This is a genomic window from Arthrobacter sp. 2MCAF14 (genome assembly GCF_052115645.1).
In the GTDB taxonomy this organism is placed as follows: domain Bacteria; phylum Actinomycetota; class Actinomycetes; order Actinomycetales; family Micrococcaceae; genus Arthrobacter.
Window position 1 is genome coordinate 67,865 of sequence record NZ_JBFRHB010000021.1, and the last position, 17,498, is coordinate 85,362.

17 protein-coding genes are annotated in these 17,498 nt (G+C 63.6%); 5 read left to right on the forward strand and 12 right to left on the reverse strand.

From position 1 onward, the window contains the following. Positions 1-40: 40 nt before the first annotated feature. On the reverse strand, positions 41-1,198 hold the full coding sequence (locus AB4074_RS14990) for a tartrate dehydrogenase (RefSeq protein WP_441414084.1): 1,158 nt from the start codon (positions 1,196-1,198) through the stop codon (positions 41-43). A 114-nt stretch (positions 1,199-1,312) separates the two neighbouring features. Beyond that, positions 1,313-2,203: a LysR family transcriptional regulator gene (locus tag AB4074_RS14995; RefSeq protein ID WP_441414085.1), complete on the reverse strand. Its 891-nt coding sequence runs from the start codon at positions 2,201-2,203 to the stop codon at positions 1,313-1,315. Between the two features lie 187 nt (positions 2,204-2,390). Here AB4074_RS14995 and AB4074_RS15000 point away from each other — a divergent pair, with 187 nt between their 5' ends. After that, positions 2,391-3,848 carry an HNH endonuclease gene (locus AB4074_RS15000; RefSeq protein WP_441414086.1) on the forward strand — a complete coding sequence of 486 codons (1,458 nt, stop codon included), beginning with the start codon at positions 2,391-2,393 and terminating at the stop codon, positions 3,846-3,848. 43 nt (positions 3,849-3,891) lie between these two features. Here AB4074_RS15000 and mctP read toward each other — a convergent pair whose 3' ends face one another. Both mctP and AB4074_RS15010 read right to left on the reverse strand, forming a co-directional pair. Continuing rightward, a complete protein-coding gene (mctP, locus tag AB4074_RS15005; protein ID WP_441414087.1) occupies positions 3,892-5,589 on the reverse strand; it encodes a monocarboxylate uptake permease MctP in 1,698 nt (565 codons plus the stop codon). Next, positions 5,586-5,867 (reverse strand): DUF3311 domain-containing protein, encoded by a 282-nt coding sequence (locus AB4074_RS15010; protein WP_441414088.1) that lies wholly within the window; start codon positions 5,865-5,867, stop codon positions 5,586-5,588. Before AB4074_RS15010 ends, mctP begins: the two co-directional genes overlap by 4 nt. Before the next feature lie 196 nt (positions 5,868-6,063). Here AB4074_RS15010 and AB4074_RS15015 point away from each other — a divergent pair, with 196 nt between their 5' ends. Further along, positions 6,064-7,869 carry a molybdopterin-dependent oxidoreductase gene (locus AB4074_RS15015; RefSeq protein ID WP_441414089.1) on the forward strand — a complete coding sequence of 602 codons (1,806 nt, stop codon included), beginning with the start codon at positions 6,064-6,066 and terminating at the stop codon, positions 7,867-7,869. A gap of 36 nt (positions 7,870-7,905) precedes the next feature. On the opposite strand, the gene AB4074_RS15020 is transcribed toward AB4074_RS15015, so the two are convergent. The 5 genes from AB4074_RS15020 to AB4074_RS15040 all read right to left on the reverse strand — a co-directional run bounded on the left by AB4074_RS15020 (position 7,906) and on the right by AB4074_RS15040 (position 11,932). After that, entirely contained in the window at positions 7,906-8,343 is a 438-nt protein-coding gene (locus AB4074_RS15020; RefSeq protein WP_441414090.1) for a hypothetical protein, read from the reverse strand. 239 nt (positions 8,344-8,582) lie between these two features. Further along, the gene (locus tag AB4074_RS15025; protein WP_441414091.1) at positions 8,583-9,779 is read right to left on the reverse strand and encodes a type II toxin-antitoxin system HipA family toxin; all 1,197 of its coding nucleotides are present in this window, start codon (positions 9,777-9,779) and stop codon (positions 8,583-8,585) included. Further along, positions 9,779-10,030: a helix-turn-helix transcriptional regulator gene (locus AB4074_RS15030; RefSeq protein ID WP_441414092.1), complete on the reverse strand. Its 252-nt coding sequence runs from the start codon at positions 10,028-10,030 to the stop codon at positions 9,779-9,781. Before AB4074_RS15030 ends, AB4074_RS15025 begins: the two co-directional genes overlap by 1 nt. Positions 10,031-10,157: 127 nt before the next feature. Then, positions 10,158-10,481 carry a DUF6221 family protein gene (locus tag AB4074_RS15035; RefSeq protein ID WP_441414093.1) on the reverse strand — a complete coding sequence of 108 codons (324 nt, stop codon included), beginning with the start codon at positions 10,479-10,481 and terminating at the stop codon, positions 10,158-10,160. A gap of 47 nt (positions 10,482-10,528) precedes the next feature. Continuing rightward, on the reverse strand, positions 10,529-11,932 hold the full coding sequence (locus AB4074_RS15040; protein ID WP_441414094.1) for an ammonium transporter: 1,404 nt from the start codon (positions 11,930-11,932) through the stop codon (positions 10,529-10,531). Positions 11,933-12,317: 385 nt separating this feature from the next. Here AB4074_RS15040 and AB4074_RS15045 point away from each other — a divergent pair, with 385 nt between their 5' ends. The 3 genes from AB4074_RS15045 (at position 12,318) to AB4074_RS15055 (ending at position 14,522) form a co-directional block, all read left to right on the forward strand. Next, on the forward strand, positions 12,318-13,055 hold the full coding sequence (locus tag AB4074_RS15045; protein ID WP_441414095.1) for a glutamine amidotransferase: 738 nt from the start codon (positions 12,318-12,320) through the stop codon (positions 13,053-13,055). Positions 13,056-13,083: 28 nt separating this feature from the next. Continuing rightward, positions 13,084-13,389: a putative quinol monooxygenase gene (locus AB4074_RS15050; RefSeq protein ID WP_441414096.1), complete on the forward strand. Its 306-nt coding sequence runs from the start codon at positions 13,084-13,086 to the stop codon at positions 13,387-13,389. Between the two features lie 173 nt (positions 13,390-13,562). Beyond that, positions 13,563-14,522, forward strand: a complete 960-nt coding sequence (locus AB4074_RS15055; RefSeq protein ID WP_441414097.1) for a serine hydrolase — start codon at positions 13,563-13,565, stop codon at positions 14,520-14,522. A gap of 252 nt (positions 14,523-14,774) precedes the next feature. Here the strand turns inward: AB4074_RS15055 and AB4074_RS15060 are convergent, their stop codons facing one another. The 3 genes from AB4074_RS15060 to AB4074_RS15070 all read right to left on the reverse strand — a co-directional run. After that, on the reverse strand, positions 14,775-15,362 hold the full coding sequence (locus AB4074_RS15060) for a hypothetical protein (protein WP_441414098.1): 588 nt from the start codon (positions 15,360-15,362) through the stop codon (positions 14,775-14,777). Positions 15,363-15,693: 331 nt separating this feature from the next. Next, positions 15,694-17,157: an aromatic amino acid ammonia-lyase gene (locus tag AB4074_RS15065; protein WP_441414099.1), complete on the reverse strand. Its 1,464-nt coding sequence runs from the start codon at positions 17,155-17,157 to the stop codon at positions 15,694-15,696. A 167-nt stretch (positions 17,158-17,324) separates the two neighbouring features. After that, positions 17,325-17,498 (reverse strand): hypothetical protein (locus tag AB4074_RS15070; RefSeq protein WP_441414101.1); only part of this gene is annotated, 174 nt, incomplete at its 5' end.

Here is a 17,498-nt window from a genome sequence, read left to right on the forward strand (position 1 = left end):
AGACGACGACGGCGGCCGGACAGCCGCCGTCGTACGTCACTCATCGAAGGCTGGCGCTAAGCGGGGACCCGAGGGCCCCGACGCGAGCTTGCGAGCGTTGGGAAGGGACCTCCGCGGTGTGGCTAAGTGCCTTGATGATCGCTTCGGTGACGTCTTCCGTGTTGGCTTCGCCGCCGACGTCGCGGGTCAAGAACCCGGCGGCGGTGGTCTGCTCGATGGCCGCCTCGACCAAACGGGCTTCTTCGTGCAGGCCGAAGTGGTCCAGCATCAGGGCGGCGCTGGCGATGGCGCCGATCGGGTTGCTGATGCCCTTGCCTGCGATGTCCGGTGCGGAACCGTGGACGGGCTCAAACATCGACGGGAAGCGGCGCTCCGGGTTCAGGTTGGCGCTCGCGGCGAGGCCGAGGCTGCCGGCGAGTGCCGAGCCGAGGTCCGAGAGGATATCGGCGTTCAGATTGGACGCGACCACTACCGACAGTTCCTCGGGGTGGAGGATGAACTTGGCGCTCATGGCATCGACAAGCACGCTCTCGGTCTGGACATCCGGGTACTCGAGGGCGACGCGATTGAAAGTTTCGTCCCAGAGGACCATGCCATACTGCTGGGCGTTGGATTTGGTGACGGATGAAACCTTCTTGACCGCGCGGGTCCGGGCGAGGTCGAAGGCGAAACGCATGATGCGCTCGCAGCCCTTCTCGGTGAATAGTGCAGTCTGGAGCGCGACCTCGTTGCCCGGGCCGCGACCGCTCAAGTTGCGACCGCCGAGACCGGCGTACTCACCTTCGCTGTTTTCGCGCACAACGATCCAGTCGAGCTCCGTGTTGTCAGCCTTCCGGAGCGGGGACTCGATGCCGGGGAGGAACTTGACCGGGCGGATGTTGGCCCACTGATCGAAGTTCTGAGTGATGTTCAGGCGCAGGCCCCAGAGGCTGATGTGGTCCGGGACGTTCTCCCAGCCGACGGCTCCGAAGTAGATGGCGTCGAAGTCCTTGAGGGCATCCAGGCCCTTGGGGTCCATCATCTGGCCGGTCTTCTCGTAGTAACCGCAGCCCCACGGGAACTCGGTCCATTCGAAAGCGAACTTACCGTCGGAGTTCGCGGCCACGGCGTCCAGGACGCGGCGGCCTGCGGAGACAACTTCCTTCCCCACGCCATCGGCGGGGATCGATGCGATGCTGAATTTTTGGGTGGCGCTCATGCCTACCTCCTCGTTGAGTTTGTTAGCAGAGTCACACTGCTTTCCTCTTCAAGTAGACGGGCCGCAGGTAGGTGGCGTCCAAGACTTAGTTTCGATCCGGCTGATAGGTAAGGCCTATCTTTCCGTGTGTTCCGCAGCGACATTCAAGAACGCTTTGGCTGCGGGGGTGAGGTTGTCCTTACGGCTGAGCACCGCGACGTCCAGATGGCTCACCGGTTCGATGAGCAGGGTGCGGAGCCCGGCTTTGTGCGCGGTGGGAGCCCACGACGACGGCATCACCGCGTGCCCGACGCCCGCCAAAACGAGGGGCAAGATGGAGGTCCGGTGGGCAACTTCGACGACGATCTCCACCTCGACGCCGTGCGCCAGGGCATCGTCGACGAGCCAACGCATGAGGGAGCCTCGCTGGCTCGCAATGATGCGCTGGCCTCCGAGATCCTCGCGTTGGATGGCCGTTTGCTCGGCGCCGAAGGTGTCGGCCTGCGGGTTGACGATCAGGATGAGCGGTTGTTTTTCGAGTTCGAGGACCTGGACGCCCGGTACCAGTATCGGTGTGGGGGATCCGGCCAGCCCGATCTCGGAGCTGCCGTTCCGAACTGATTCGATCACCTCTTCGGGAGTGAACGCGGCACTGACGTTGAGCCGGACCGCCGGGTACGTCTTGGTGAACGCGGCGATCATGGACGTCAGCGGCTCGATGCCGGGGGAGGGCATGGTGATGATGTCGAGGCGACCACTCCTGATTCCACGGAGTGACTGGACGGCTGATTGCGCGGCGTCGAGGTCGCGCATGACGAGGCGCGCCGGGCCGACCAGCTCTTTGCCGGCTTCGCTGAGGACTGCCCTGCGGCCGATGCGGTGGAACAGCGGAACGCCGAGCTCCTTCTCGAGGCCCGCGATGGTCTGCGAAAGCGAGGGCTGGGCGATCAGCAGATGTTCGGCGGCGCGGTTGAACCCGTCGTGGTCGACGACGGCGAGGAAGTACTTCAGTTTTCGTGTGTCCACGATGGGCTCCTCTGGCTGGACTTCCGAATCGATCGATAGCCTACGCCTATCAGTGGCTCGAACGAGGGCCGGGCTGTCCGGTGTCCTTCGCTGGCCCGCCCAAAAATTCCGGTTCCTTCCCTAGATTTTTCGCCCGGGCGTGGTTCTCGGGCCTAATAATGTCAGTGGTCCCTGCGAGGCTTTTCTTATGGCCGGGAACCGGGGAACCAAGGTGATCGGGACGGGCGCGCCGTCCGGCGACGCGGTTCCGGATGCTGCCGTGCCGGGCGTCCAGGTGCCGTGCCTTCGTGTGGAGGATCTGATCGATGCCGTGAGATCGCTGCGCCCAGGCTCCGACAGTACTGACCTGATAAACCAGTTGCGTGCCCTGGAGGATCTGAAGTCCGCGGCCGCGGCTGCGCAGGCGAGGATCGCCGTCGTGTTCGATACCGCACAGCGCAGCGCCGACGCGGCGGCGGGTGTTCCGGCCGACGAGCAGGGTCGCGGCGTCGGAGCACAAATCGCCCTTGCGCGGCGGGAGTCACCGGCCCGCGGATCCCGGCTCTCCGGCTTCGCGAAAGCCCTCGTGAGCGAAATGCCGCACACCCTCGCCGCCCTGGACACCGGGCAGCTGAACGAATGGCGCGCGACCCTGCTCGTGAAGGAAACAGCCTGCCTGTCCGCCGAAGACCGCTGCGCCGTGGACGAGGAACTCGCCGCCGACACCGGAGTCTTCGACGGCGCCGGGGACAACGCGATCATCGCCGCGGCCCGGGCCGCGGCGTACCGGCGGGACCCCCGCTCCGTGACCCCGCGCGCAAGCCACGCCGCCACCGAACGGCACGTCAGCCTGCGCCCGGCACCGGACACCATGACTTATTTGACCGCCCTGCTCCCGGTTGCGCAGGGCGTGGCCGTGCACACGGCCCTGACCCGGCACGCCGACTCGCTGCGCTCCAGCGGGGAGACCCGGTCCCGGGGCCAGATCATGGCCGACACCCTCGTCGAACGCACCACCGGCACCCCCGCAGGCATCACCGGTGTCGAGGTCCAGCTCGTCATGACCGACCGCACCCTCTTCCAGGGCGACAGCGAGCCGGCACGGCTGCCCGGCTACGGCATCGTCCCCGCCGGCTGGGCCAGGACCCTCCTCAACGGCAGCAGCGGCAACATCGAACACGGCCAGTCCGGGCAGCCCCAGGATCTCAAGCTCTGGCTCCGGCGCCTCTACACCGCCCCCGGGACGGGGGACCTTGTCGCCACCGATTCCCGTGCACGGCTCTTCCCGGCAGGCATGCGGCGCTTCATCCAGGCCCGCGACGACACCTGCCGCACCCCGTACTGCGACGCGCCCATCAGGCACTTCGACCACATCATCCCCTGGCACGACGGCGGCACCACCAGCCTGGCCAACGGCGCCGGCCTGTGCGAAGCCTGCAACCACACCAAAGAACTCACCGGCTGGACAACACGAACCAAGACAACAACACGCCCCGGGACACCGCATGCCCTCGACATCCGCACCCCCACCGGACACCACTACCGATCAACAGCCCCACCCCTGCCAGGAACGCAACTGAACGGAGACCCGCCTGTCATGGCGGCGCACTATTTCGGGGACCTGTTTCGCACGCGCCACGGACAGGAACTACGCCAACCAGCCTAGGCACGCTCACACACGACCAGCCGTGTACTGGTAGTGCCTGCGGTCAGAACGTACCGCCTCCCGTTTCGCCCAAGGGGTACTCGCGCTGGAGCTGTGCAACTTTCGGATCGTCCTCGTCAGCTCCGTAGTCCGAGTTCCGGGTGATGTCCTTTCCGTCGGGGAGCTTCATTGCGCGGAAGACCAACGAGAGTACGGCAGCAACGATGAGGTTGATCGCGAACGCCACGACGGCGATGTAGACCTGCACGTTGGTGCCCGGGATGGCGGCGATGGAGCCGCCGAAGTTGGCCTTCGTCACGGGGTTGACCACGTTGTACGCCGCTACGGTGCCGTAGATGATCCCGGCCGCCCAGCCTGCGAAGAGCGCCCAGCGGTGGAACCAACGGGTGTACAGTCCTGCCACGATCGCGGGGAAGGTCTGCAGGATCCAGATGCCGCCGAGGAGCTGCATATTGATGGCGGCGGACTGGTCCATCGCGATCACGAAGATCAGCGCCCCGAACTTCACCACGAGGGAGGCGATCTTAGAGACCTTCGCTTCCTGCCGCGGGTCGGCGTCGGGCCGGATCAGGTCGCGGTAGATATTGCGGGTGAACAGGTTGGCGGCAGCGATCGACATGATGGCGGCGGGGACCAACGCGCCGATGGCGATAGCCGCCAAGGCGATCCCGGCAAACCATGCGGGGAAGTTGTCCAGGAACAACTGCGGAACCACCAGTTGCGGATTGACGGCACCGTTCAGGTCAATGGGCTTGGTGCCCGCAGAGATGGCCGCGTAACCAAGAAGGGCAAGGAATCCCAGCATCAACGAGTACAGCGGAAGAACCGCGGCGTTCTTGCGGATGGTGTTCCTGCTCTTCGTCGCCAGGACCCCGGTGACCGAGTGCGGGTACATGAACAAGGCCATGGCCGAGCCAAGGGCCAGCGTCCAGTATGCCGAATAGCTGGCGGCACCCGGGATGAAGACGCCGGCCGGCTTGCCTGTCGCCGGGCTGATGGCGTCGAGTTTCGTCTGGGCCGCACCGAAGATGTTGTCCCAGCCCCCGAACTTGATCGGCAGGTAGATCACAGCAACGATGACAGCTAGGTAGATCAGGAGATCCTTCACGACGGCGATGAGCGCCGGCGCCCGAAGGCCCGAGGTGTAGGTGTAGGCGGCCAGGACCACGAAGGCGATGATCAGCGGAAGGTCAGTCAGCAGCACATTCTGCGCGCTGCCGAGCCCCAACACCGTGAGAACGGCTTTGATGCCAACCAGTTGCAGCGCGATGTAGGGCATGGTCGCGACAATGCCAGTGAGGGCCACCGCAACCGTTAGTGCCCTGCTGCCATAGCGCCCGCCAACGAAGTCAGCCGGCGTGACGAACCCATGCCGGTGCGAGACCGACCACAAACGGCTCATCAACAGGAACACGATCGGGTAGAGCACGATTGTGTACGGGACCGCGAAGAAACCGCTCACGGCGCCAGTGGCCCACATCGCCGCCGGCACCGCCACGAACGTGTATGCCGTATAGAGGTCCCCGCCGAGGAGGAACCACGTCACCCAGGTTCCGAAACCGCGTCCGCCGAGGCCCCACTCATCGAGACTGTGCAAGCCCGTCTCCTTGCCAGCGCGCCAACGCGCGGCGAAGAAGCCCAGGACAGCCACCAGGATAAAGAGGACGACGACGACCGTGAGCGCGACGCCGTTGACGGGCCGGTCCGCTGTGGTCGCCATCGGGACGGTGAGCCCGCTCATTGTTCCCGCTCCTCAGTGCGCGCGCCACGCGCGGCCTCGCGGCGGCGACGGTCCTCCTTGGTAACCAGCCAGTAGGAGACGCCCACCATTCCCGCCGTGATCGGGACCCACAGCATTTGGTACCAGTAGAAGAACGGCATGCCAGCGAGCCGCGGCTGATCAATCGAATACACCGGGACAAGCAGCGGAACCAGAATGGCGATGGCCAGTAGGATTCCAGCCACAATATAAGGACCGGGCCTTGCGGGCCCCCGGGTCGGCACATCGGGAGATGACATGGACGCCTCCTCAAAGAGACGGCCCCCGGAGCGGGATGGGCTTCCCGGGACGTGCCGGTGGCCTGACAGACCGTTCATGTACCGGTCCACCAACAGAATAGATTCTGGATTAATTCTTTGACAGGGGAAGTGGTCCCGTTTTTTGTCGCGGGCTCCGGACTGCGGCGGCGTCGGAATGGGGTCTAGGCTCGGCCTCATGACAGCTGACAAACCGATGCCGCAGGATCCGATGCAGGACCCGCAGCGGAGGGGTCCGACGTCGCACGCCGGGTCCGGTGCCGAGGGCAGCTTCCGGAGTGAGTTGAAGCGCGGGGAGGACGTCATCGACCCGATGACTTTCGCCGGTTCGCTTCCCCAGGATCGCGGCATCGCCCCGCGTATTCGGATCAGCCCCAGCAAGTGGTTCAATCTGCTCTGGTTGATCCCCATCGGCTTCGTGCTGCTCGTCGTCGCGGTGGCCGTCGCGAAAGGGATCCGGGGGTTGCCCCCCGTCGAGTCGTTCCTGAAGACCTATCCGGGAGCCTCAAAGCTGCCGGACGACGCCCCCGCGGGTTTTCCCGCCTGGCTGGGGTGGCAACACTTCCTCAACATGTTCTTCCTGATCTTCATCATCCGTTCGGGTGCACAGATACTCACGGACCACCCGCGACTGTATTGGACACGGCATTCGACTCCGGGACGTGATTGGTTCCGGGTACAGAAGCCCGTGCCCGAAGATCCACTGTGGACGGCTAAGAAGGATTCGATCAGCCTCCCTCTGCAGGTCGGCCTGCCGGGGCTACGGCACTCGATCGGGCTCGCGCGCTGGTGGCACCTTGGGATAGACACGCTGTGGCTGGCCAACGGAATCCTCTTCTTCGTGCTGTTGTTCGCGACGGGTCAATGGATGCGCGTTGTCCCGCTGAGCTGGGACGTCATCCCCAACTCGATCTCGGTTGTCATCCAATACCTGTCCTTGGACTGGCCGACCGAGAGCGGATGGACCAACTACAACAGCCTGCAACTGATCGCCTACTTCGTCACGATCTTCATCGCCGCACCCCTGGCCCTCATTACCGGGCTAGGCATGTCTCCGGCACTCTCCACGCGTTTTCGTCGCATCAGCTCGGTCTTTAACATTCAGGTGGCACGTTCCTTGCACTTTCTCGTGCTGTGCTGGTTCCTGTTGTTCATCGTGCTTCACGTGGCACTGGTGCTCACTACCGGGGCGCTGGAGAATCTCAACCACATGTACGCGGGGCGCAACGACCAGTCCTGGACAGGGTTCTGGATATTCGCTGCCTCGATGGTGGTCATCATCGTGGGGTGGGTCGCTGCTACTCCGCTCACCATCCGGCATCCGCGCCTCATTCAGAGGGCCGGTTACGCCCTGATCGGGCCGGCCCAACGGTTGTTCGAGCATGTCGACTCACGCCCGGGGCAGTACACGGAGAAGGACATCTCGCCGCGCCTCTGGCTCAACGGCCAGTATCCCGAATCCGACGAATACAAGAATCTCTTCGACAACGATTTCCGGGACTACCGCTTGCGCATCAACGGGCTCGTGGGCAACCCGGTCGAGTTGAGCCTCGCCGAGCTGCGAGCAATGGATTACCACGAGCAGATTACGCAACACTTCTGCATCCAGGGCTGGTCGGGAGTTGCCAAATGGGGAGGGGTGTCGATGCAGGCCATCCTCGACTTGGTCAAGCCGACACCCGAGGCAAAGTGGGTGGTGTTCTATTCTTTGGGTGAGGGACCGGATGAGGGCGACTACTACGATGCCCATCCGATCGAGCAGATGGGTTATCAGCTCACCATGCTCGCCTACGACATGAACGGTGCGCCGCTGTCGTACGGACATGGGGCGCCGCTTCGGCTGCGCAACGAGGTGCAGCTCGGCTTCAAGATGGTCAAGTGGATCAAGGGCATCGAATTCGTAGAGGACTTCTCCCAAGTGGGTGGCGGATTCGGCGGCTACAACGAAGACCATGAGTTCTTCGGATACCGGCAGTCCCTCTGACGGATCCAGAGCGCGGACTCGTCGTAAATCGCCCTCCTAGCCGTTATGAGTTGCTGCTGAAAACATGTCATCGATCGCCTTGGCCAGCTCCGGCGTGTGGTCTAGGAAGCCCATGTGTCCGCTAGGTACTGTCCGGCGACTGATGCCAGCATGGGAAGCTATCCACTCGGCGGCTTCTACGAAGAATGGTGCTGTCTGCTCGGCACTGAGCACGGCCAGTGGCACCGTCAGTTCTGCCAAGGCCGCCGGTTCAGGCCGCCAAGACGCAAAGGCACCGAACTCCCCTTCAAGTAGGACCCTGGCGTTGTTCCGGACTGATTCGAAGAAGTCTGGCGGCAAGAGGGCAGCGGCATCCCCTGCCGCGAACCTGACGAAGGCCTCGGCACCGCCAGCAAACCCTCCGGCCTCCATGCCGGCTGCAATAACAGGTTGCACTGTGGCCATGGCGTCATCGGGATTGGCGAGAACGCCCATGAGGGCCGGTTCGTGCAGAACTGCGCCGGAAAAGAGCTTGGGAGCCTTCAGTACGCATCAGGTGGTGCCCGGTGATCCGCCCGGCGTCGTGTGGCGCCCGTTTGCCGGAGTGTCATATCCCGTGCCCACGGTACTGGTCTGGCTCCGGAACGACGCCTCGCCCCTGACCACTCGGCTGGTCGCGCAGGCCCGGCTTCACGTGGCTAAGCCAGCGTAGGCAGTGATTTCCGAGGCGCCAGTTAGCCCGCCAGCTCATCGCGCCGGAACCTCAACTCGCGCAGGGCGCCTCGGAGCGGTGACCCGGTGAACGGTAGGTCCTCCAACTTGACCTTTCCAGAAACTGAGAGGGCCAGTGCATTGGCGGCGGTGGCCGCGCGTTGTGGCAAGCCGAGGGTCGCCGCGAAATCGGCCCAGTGCTTCCCTTTGAGATTTTTGGTTTTCCCGGACACCGGCAACGCGAGCGAGTCGTCTCCGTACAGCAAGGTGCATGGAATGTCGTAGATCGGGGCCATCACGAATCCTCCGTGCCGGCCCCCGAGGATCGAGAGATTCTTGGCATGGAGGTCGCCGTTCCCTGTCAGCCAAGCAAAGACGAACTGTAGATACAGATTGCGCCTCGCCACGAGTGGGGCTTTGCACCGCCCAGCCAGCGCAGCAGCGACGTCCTCGGATGTCACTGAATACTTGGAAGCCGGTGGCAGGCCCATCGCCTGGGCTCCGTCTTCCATGGGCAGGCGCACCCAGGATCGGTCCTTGTCCTGGACGCGGTCGAAGCGTTCCACTAGCAACCCAGGCAACCCGTGCATGTCCGTGATGATACGGCTCTTGGCTACGGGGATCTTGAGGTCCTTGGCGGCGGTGAGGTGCACTGCTTCGTTTGCCAACAAGTGTGCGTGGTTGGGCGGGTCGAGTTTCAGCAGATACCGTTGTCCCCTGAGGGACAGCGGTGTGGTCAGCATGGAGGCACTTGCCTTGTCCTGCACGCCGGGGATGGCATGGCGGTCCACCGCGTTGGCGAGGGCGGCGAAGTCCAGTTCCTCGGGCCTGGATGTGTCGGCAAGGGGTGGCGGTTCCCTTGGAATTTCCCCGGCAGGGACAACTTGGACGTCTCCCGGCGCATCGGCTCCGACTGCGAGCAGGAGAGTGAGTTCGTCGTCGAGGCTGGTTTTGGTGGCGTCCCTGAGCACGCTCAGCCGGTGCCCCTCCGGCAGCAGGCCCGCGAAGAACGGCGGAAGAGCGCCAGCGGGAGTCTCGACGGGAAGGTCTGTCAAGGGCAATGAACTGGCAACCGCGGGCAGGCCCGAAGTCAGGTACTCCGCCACATAGGAAAAACTGACCCCGCCGTGGCCAGTGCGGACAAGGTGACCCGCCAGGACGCCGCCTTTGTGAACGTCCGCTGCACGAACGAACTTGAACTCCTCGAAATCGTCGACCATCAGGCCGCCGCCAAGTGCAGGCCGACGGCGTTGGCTACCGCCACGACGGCCCCCAGCGAAGGATTCCCGGTGGCCGTCTCAATCGCCCGCACGGTCCTTTCGGAAGTCCCGGCAAGGTCGGCAAGGTCCGCTTGCGTGATTCCGGCCTCTTTGCGTGCTTTCCGTATGGTGGCCGCAATCGCCGCTAGGTCTTCCACGAGTCTCCGATGATCCGGCACGATGTTGCCGATTTGGCAGTTTTCTAGGTCCATTCTGAACCATTTTGCTAAAATCGGCAAGATACTGCCGAAAGTGGTGATTTTGGCTGCCATGAGGCCGGTAAGCCCTTATTTTGGCAAGATCCTGCCGATTCCTGCTCCCACGGCTCGCGCCTGCCAGCTACGTGCCCACCAGCCACTCCGGCTCGAAATCCGGGTGGTCCGAGTAAGGCAGTGCGAGGGCATTCAACGATTTTGTGGTCCATTCGATCGATTCCGGGATCCACTGCGGGGTATCCCCAAGCGTGCCGCGAACCATCGTGGCCAAGGCCGTCTGCCGTGCGGATTCTACGATCCTGAGCAGCCTTCTCTTTGATTCGCATTCCAGGAGGAGGCGCCGCTCGTACCATTTGCCCGCCTCGGAGACGGAACGGTCGCCGAGGAGTCTCCGCGCCGCAGCCTCGTCCTCGTCCAGGCGGTCCGAGAGGAAATCGACGATATCCACAAATTGAGCGTACGCGTCCGTTGCGGCCGCGGAAATGCCTGCATTCGCTAGGCGGGGTCTGCTTGCTTTTCGCGTTGGAGCTCGACGGCGGGAGCGGCAGCGGGGGACGACGCGACGGCAGCGGCCCGGGCTGAAACCGGGACGGCAGCGGCCGCTCGGGCGGCAACAGGGATGTCGACGTGGGGAATCGCGGCAACGTGCGGGAGGGCGTTGAAGTGGCTCCGGGACATGCTGCCGAACTCGTACGCGGTCTCAGCGTGCTCGGACAAGTCCACGCCGGCGAGCTCGGCTTCGTGGCTGACCCGGAATCCGACGGTCTTGTGGATCACAAGGGCAATGATTGCTGTCATGATTCCAGACACTGCAAGGGTGACAAGAATGGCGACGATCTGCGCCACGAGCTGCTGGAGTCCGCCGCCGTAGAACAATCCCCCACCCTTGCCGTTGACGGGTAGCGCGATGAATCCGAGTGCGAGCGTGCCGACAAGCCCGCCACCAAGGTGGACGCCCACGACGTCAAGGGAGTCATCGAAGCCGAACTTGTGTTTCAGGTCGACAAACACGGCGCAGGCGGCGCCGGCCACCAGCCCCAGGCCGAGGGCTGCGGCGGGAGCCACGTTGGCACAGGCGGGGGTAATAGCGACGAGGCCGGCGACGACGCCGGATGCGGCGCCCAAGGACGTGGGGTGGCCGTGCCGGATCTTCTCGGTGACCAACCAGCTGAGCATTGCCCCGGCCGGGGCTACGAGGGTATTGACCCAGATCAAGCCGGCTTGCGCCGACGTCGTGGCCGCGCCGGCATTGAAACCGAACCAACCGAACCACAGGAGGCCGGCGCCAAGCATGATGAAAGGGAGGTTGTGCGGGCGGTGATTCGGGTCTTTTCCGAAGCCGTGGCGCTTGCCAAGGATCAATGCCAGGACAAACGCGGCAGCGCCGGAGCTGATTTCCACCACTGTGCCGCCGGCGAAATCAATCACCTGACCGAAGACCGAACTGATGGCTCCGCCGGGGCTTAGGAGGCCGCCGCCCCAGACCATGAAAGCCAAGGGGCAGTACACCAAGGTGATCCAGATGGGGACGAAGATGACCCAGGATGAGAATTTGGCGCGATCGGCGATGGCGCCACTGATCAGGGCCACGGTGACGATGGCGAAGGTGGCGCTGAAGCCGAGCTTGATGAGATCGGTGGAGCCGACCAGGTCCGCCGAGCCGAAGCTGGTGAACGGATTGCCGAAAATCCCCAGGACACTCTTGCCGCTGATCATCGAGTAGCCCCACAGGATCCACACGGCGCCTACGATGCCCGCGGAGATGAAGCTCATCATGATCATGTTGAGGGAGGCCTTGGCCCGCGTCATGCCACTGTAGAAGAGGCCGAGTGCCGGAGTCATGAGCAGTGCAAGTGCCGCCGACACCATTACCCAAACGTTTTCCGCAGTGATATTCACGTGCGTTTCCCTTCTTATCGGAATGCCTTAGGAGGACCGCCGCAGCTTGGTCCCGTTCTTCCCCTGCTCAATGTTTCCGGTTCCGTGTTTCAGGCAGTGCGAGGAAAAATTGCGGGGACGTTACATAACCGGGCTTGGCGTGAAGAACGCATGACGGGCGTGTTTCGGGAATGTTAACGCCGCCCCGGCGCAGACGAGTGGCCGCCCGGGACAGGCGCCAAAGATCCCAGTGATTCCGCGGATTCCTAGGCCAATCGAGGTGAAATCTTTCCATTCCGCCCGAAATCCGGACATTTCTTCCACGTGAACGGCGGCTCACCTCCCCTCGATGCTATGTTTCAGCCGAATGCTGGCGCGTCACGGGCGCCGGGCGCACACTTAGCCTGTGAAGCCGTTTCTCTTGCTCGCATCTCGCGCCGAAGACGCCGCCGCCGAGGAAGAGTACCAGGCGTATCTTCGTTTTGGAGGGCTCGTTCCCGAGCAGCTACAACGCATCCGGATGGAGGCGGTGCCCCTCCCGCCGCTCGAGCTCTCCGACTATTCCGGCGTGATTGTGGGTGGCAGCCCCTTCACTTCGAGCGACCCGCCGGAACACAAGAGCCCGGTCCAGAAACGGGTGGAGAAGGAACTCGCGCAACTGCTGGACACGATTGTTGCCGCCGACTTTCCCTTTCTGGGGGCCTGCTATGGGGTCGGAACCCTCGGGCTTCACCAAGGGGCTGTGATCGACCGTACCTACGGTGAAGGACTCGGCGGGGTAACCATCAAACTCACAGCGGAGGGCCTCCAAGACCCGCTCCTCGAAGGCATGACCGAGCGCTTTGTCGCCTTTACCGGCCATAAGGAAGCCTGCACGGTCCTGCCAGGACACGCGGTGCTGCTTGCTAGTTCGGCAGCCTGCCTGGTGCAGATGTTCCGCATCAAAACGAACCTTTACGCCACCCAATTCCATCCGGAGCTCGACGCCGAGGGGCTCGTCACGCGGATCGACACGTATCGCCACGCCGGATACTTCCCGCCCGAGGCTGCTGAACAGCTGATGGCAGACGCCCGGAAGATCACGGCTACCGAACCGATGAAGATCCTCGGCAACTTTGTCCGCCGATACGCGATTCCCCAATAACGTCGGAGGAATGAAGCACAATGGGCCCATGACTTTTGCAAATGTGGGAAGCCTTGGCACGAAACCCGGCCAGCGCGACGCCGTCGTCTCTATCCTGCTCAGACCGAAACCGGAGCTCCGGGGCGCGGGCTGCCTGCTCTACGAGGTGGGCATCAACGAAGAATCGCCGGGCACAGTCTTTGTTTGCGAACTATGGGAATCGGCAGAAGCGCACCAAGGATCGCTGCAGCTGGACAGCGTCCGGGCCGCCATAGCTGAGGCAATGCCACTGCTGTCCGGAGAGTTGGGCGGCACCCGGTTCACGGTATTGGGCTCACCGCTCCGAAACCCCTGATATTCATCCAGGCGACACGTGGCTCACGGACAGGATTTTCATAGCTCTTACATAGCTGCGGTAGCTACGGTTGGTTCATTATGGAAGAGCGAGAGCCCCGTCGTCCCGGCCAAGGGTCCAGACGAAAGAGAAGTCGGTGGAACAGCTGGAGTCCCCGCCGACGTCGATCGGCCTTGCTCACAGCATTTGCGGCCATTCTTGCCCTGACCCTGACCGCCACGGTCTACTCTGCCGCCCACGCCCGCTCATCCGTCCCACATAAGGTATCGGCGATGGCGAGCGCCACGCCGTCGGCAGCTGTTCCAGCCGCAACCCCGTCGACGGCGGCCACGACGACGTCGACCGCCGCACCGTCGTCGACGACGGCCGAGGCGCCGACTGCCGCTCCAGCAGTCGCAGCTCCCGCAGCCGCTGCGCCGGCTGCGCCGGCTGCGCCGGCTACCGGCGTGACCCCCGCCTTGGACGCCGAGATCAACGGCATCATCGACGCGAACAGCCAGTACCAGGTCGGCGTCACCCTGATCGACTTGTCCAATGGCTCAAGCCATCAGTACGGGGTCCAGGCGCCATTCGAGGCAGCAAGCACCGCCAAGGTCCTGGCTGCCTCCGCGTACTATCACCTCGTCGAAACGGGCGCTGTGTCCCTTGACGATCCCTTGGGCGACTACACGGCCGGATTCCAGATCAAGGAGATGATCCAGGACAGCGACAACGACTCCTGGTCCTTGGTCATGGACGCTGTCGGCTATTCGGAACTGCAGTCCTACGCCGCATCGATCGGCGTCAGCTATGACCCCATGAACAACACGCTGACTCCAAGCGAAATGGCCAGCATCATGGCCGGCCTTTACGGCGGGAAGCTGTTGACCCAGCAGGACACCGCGCAGTTGTTGTCCTACATGCAGAACACCAACTACGAATCACTCATCCCCGCAGCAGTGCCGGCCGGAATCACTGTTTTCCACAAGTACGGACTGCTCGACGACGAACTCCACGACGCCAGCATCCTCACCAACGGGACCGACTCCTACGCGTTCGTGGTCTACACCAAGGGTCAGGACGAGAGTGATATCCCTGCCCGCACCGACATCTTCCACCAGCTCACCCAGGCTGTGGTGAACGGCCTGTTCTAATGGGACGTCGGCCTATCTTCAGCATCACGACGCCGGCCGCGCAGTCAGACTGACTGCGCGGCCGGCGTCCTTGTTCCCTTATGGGCGCTGAGCGCCTGTCGCGATGCTATCTATATGCCTCCCTTCTGCATGGGGTCGGGCCAATTTCCTATCAATCGGTTCTGGTCCTGCATGGTCTTCTCCTGACTCAGATGTGTCCTGCGCGGTGTGGCGCAGTTGGTCGTGCCTGCCAGATGGGCAGGGGCGGCCTGATCAGTCGGGAGAGGAACCAGGATCGAATGCGGGATCGTCTGAGGGAGATTGCCCGCGGTCGGGGATGGGTCCGTGGCGGGGTGGCGGTGCCAGCGCACGCTGTTCCGGCAGGTCTGCCGCGCCGTAGGCGGCCGAGCCACCCTGCGACTCCGACGTCGATCCAGACTCTTGTGGGGGCGCGGCCGGAGGGAGCTGTTTGCCGGGCGGAGGGCCACCCGGAACTGGCGACATTTCCGTCGTCGCCAGCATTTCCGGGGGCAGGACAACAAGATCGCCCAGAATGAATCCAGGGTTACTTGTGAACGCTCCCGGTCCGGACTGCATGGCAGGTGTGAGGGGGCTCGTGCTGACAAGTGTGGTGGGCGCGGTCAGCGCAGCGACGGATCCAGCGCGTAAGGGATCGACGGGGACAGCTGGAACGCTCGTTCCTTGAGGCGGCAGTATTCCGGGCACCGGCGGCAATGCCGGCACGGAAGGCGGCTCGGGCAATGGCGGGAGTTCCCCGATCGTGTTCTCGACCACGGGCTGCACAGCGTCGACGACTCCAACCACTGGCGTCAAGACCTGCTCAGTTAGCTGATTGACCACGGTCTTAGGAACTGTGGCCAACTGACCCGGGCTTGGAACCACGGACGGGACGTGGTCGACGAGTGGCCCTACGGGATCGGTGAGGGGAACCGGGGGCAGTGAAACCGAAGGTGTCGGGACAGCCGGAATCGTCGGCAGAAGGTCTGTGGCCTGCGAAGGACCAGCCAGCCACAGCAACCACGCCAATGCGCCGAAAACGGCGAGAAGAACAGGGCGAACCCAAAAAATGCCACGGCACCCCAGATACCCAGCCAAACACTCCACCTCCCCAGTGCGGTGTTTGGATATTAAGGTACGCCCGTCCGGGGCGGCAGTCCATAGCTAAGTAGGCTTAGCGCCCGAATTCCGGAAGCATCGTCAGGTGGGTCGCGGCGTCGACATCGGGGCGGAGATCACGGTCCTGGACGTCGGCGGGCAACGAAAGCCCGGCGTCGAAGGCCTTTCGGAACCGCGGACTCGCGAATTCTCCGGGTGTCCGGCCTTGCAGCCTCAGTGCCCGTGACGCGCAAAGGAGTTCAACACCAACAACCGTTGCAAGCGCCCGAACGGTGGAATCCAGCCGGGAGGTGGACACACTCGCGAAACTTGCATCTTCTTCAGCGCCCAAGGACAGGACCACCGTTTGTAGGCTCACCGGCTGAGCGTTGGCTCGAATATGGCCCACCGCTGCGGCGGCCACATATTCCAGCATCATGACGCCGGACTGGCCGGAGTCGTCGACCGCAAGGAACCTGTGGAGGCCCGTGTACGCTGGATCGCATAACCGGCTGATTCTTCCAAGCGTGTTGGTGCATGCTGCGCCAAGTGCCAACTGCAACCCGTCAATCCGCCGGGCGAGAGTGGACATCTGGAAGAGGCCGTGGTGCGCCACACCGTTGCTGCCATCTTCCACGGAGCCGAAGACCATGGGGTTCTCGTGGCCTGCCACCACCAGACGCTCTAAGACGAGCTTCAGGGCGTCGAGTTCTTCCACTACGGCGCCTAGTGCGTGTGGGAGCATGCGGAGAGAATACGGGTCCTGAATACGTGCGGGCTTGCCATGCCCTGATACCAGTCCCTGAAGGGTTGTAGCCACGTCTGCCAGTGCGTCCGATTCTGCCGCCTTTGCGACTTCCGGGGCAAACGCTTCGGAGTTTCCTGACATGGCAGTGAATGTCAGTGCGCTGACCGTCGTGAGGTTCTCCAGCAGGGTCGCTAGCCTCTGATGCGCCAGGACGGCTTGGGCGATGGTAAGCGCACTGGAGCTGATGAAGGGCAGCGCATCCTCGGTCGCCCAAGTCTCCATTGGCACCGGCACTTCGTTGCCGTCCATTGTGGGCCGCTCACCGAGGAGGGTGAGAGCCGTTCCAGCCAGGGCGGGAAGATCCGCGGTTCCTATACCGCCGAATTCCCGTACTTCCGGCAGGGTATCGGCGTTGAGCATTTCCGCGACGGCGTCGGCTACAGCCGGGTTGATGCCGGATGCGCCGGCTGCGAGTTGGGAGAGCCTGATGATCAGCATCGCCCGGACGGTCTCGCCGTCAAGGGCCCGTCCGGCGTCGACGGCATGGCTCCGCAACAAGTTGAGACCGTGGGCGTCGACCTCAGTGTCCGCTTGGTTGAGGGTCACGGAGCGGTTAGCGCCTACGCCTGTGGACCGACCATAAACCGGCCGTGCCTGTGCCGTCGCACGGGCGGACCGCTGGGACGCAGCCATGCGTTCAACGGCCGACGGCGCCAGGGTCACCTTTGTTCCGCCACCTGCCACGGCTGCAATGTCGCCGAGCTCAAGCCGGCGTCCGTCGATTTCGATCATTTAGTTGTCCTTTCAATGATGGGCGGTTGACATCCCCACCTAGCTGGCAGTTGTTGTCGTTTTGGGGTCCCATAACGACTAGTCCGTGGGCCCACGCCGCCAGGGTTCCCTGGCCGAGCTTGCGAGGCGAGGGTGCGGTGGGGACTAGTTGGGGTGGTCGGGTCTGGTTAGCGGGTTTCAGCCATGCTGGGGTCCATGGGGATGCGGACGCCGCGTTCGTGGGCGACTTCGATGGCGCGGTGGTAGCCGGCGTCGGCGTGGCGGATGACGCCCATGCCGGGGTCGTTGGTGAGGAGGCGTTCGAGTTTCCGGGCGGCGAGTTCGGTGCCGTCGGCGACGGA

Excerpts from the sequence above, each read along its gene's own strand:
- AB4074_RS14990 (WP_441414084.1), bottom strand. The coding sequence starts at position 1,198 with ATGAGCGCCACCCAAAAATTCAGCATCGCATCGATCCCCGCCGATGGC.
- AB4074_RS15000 (WP_441414086.1), top strand. The coding sequence starts at position 2,391 with ATGGCCGGGAACCGGGGAACCAAGGTGATCGGGACGGGCGCGCCGTCC.
- mctP (WP_441414087.1), bottom strand. The coding sequence starts at position 5,589 with ATGAGCGGGCTCACCGTCCCGATGGCGACCACAGCGGACCGGCCCGTC.
- AB4074_RS15010 (WP_441414088.1), bottom strand. The coding sequence starts at position 5,867 with ATGTCATCTCCCGATGTGCCGACCCGGGGGCCCGCAAGGCCCGGTCCT.
- AB4074_RS15015 (WP_441414089.1), top strand. The coding sequence starts at position 6,064 with ATGACAGCTGACAAACCGATGCCGCAGGATCCGATGCAGGACCCGCAG.
- AB4074_RS15020 (WP_441414090.1), bottom strand. The coding sequence starts at position 8,343 with ATGGGCGTTCTCGCCAATCCCGATGACGCCATGGCCACAGTGCAACCT.
- AB4074_RS15025 (WP_441414091.1), bottom strand. The coding sequence starts at position 9,779 with ATGGTCGACGATTTCGAGGAGTTCAAGTTCGTTCGTGCAGCGGACGTT.
- AB4074_RS15030 (WP_441414092.1), bottom strand. The coding sequence starts at position 10,030 with ATGGACCTAGAAAACTGCCAAATCGGCAACATCGTGCCGGATCATCGG.
- AB4074_RS15050 (WP_441414096.1), top strand. The coding sequence starts at position 13,084 with ATGACTTTTGCAAATGTGGGAAGCCTTGGCACGAAACCCGGCCAGCGC.
- AB4074_RS15065 (WP_441414099.1), bottom strand. The coding sequence starts at position 17,157 with ATGATCGAAATCGACGGACGCCGGCTTGAGCTCGGCGACATTGCAGCC.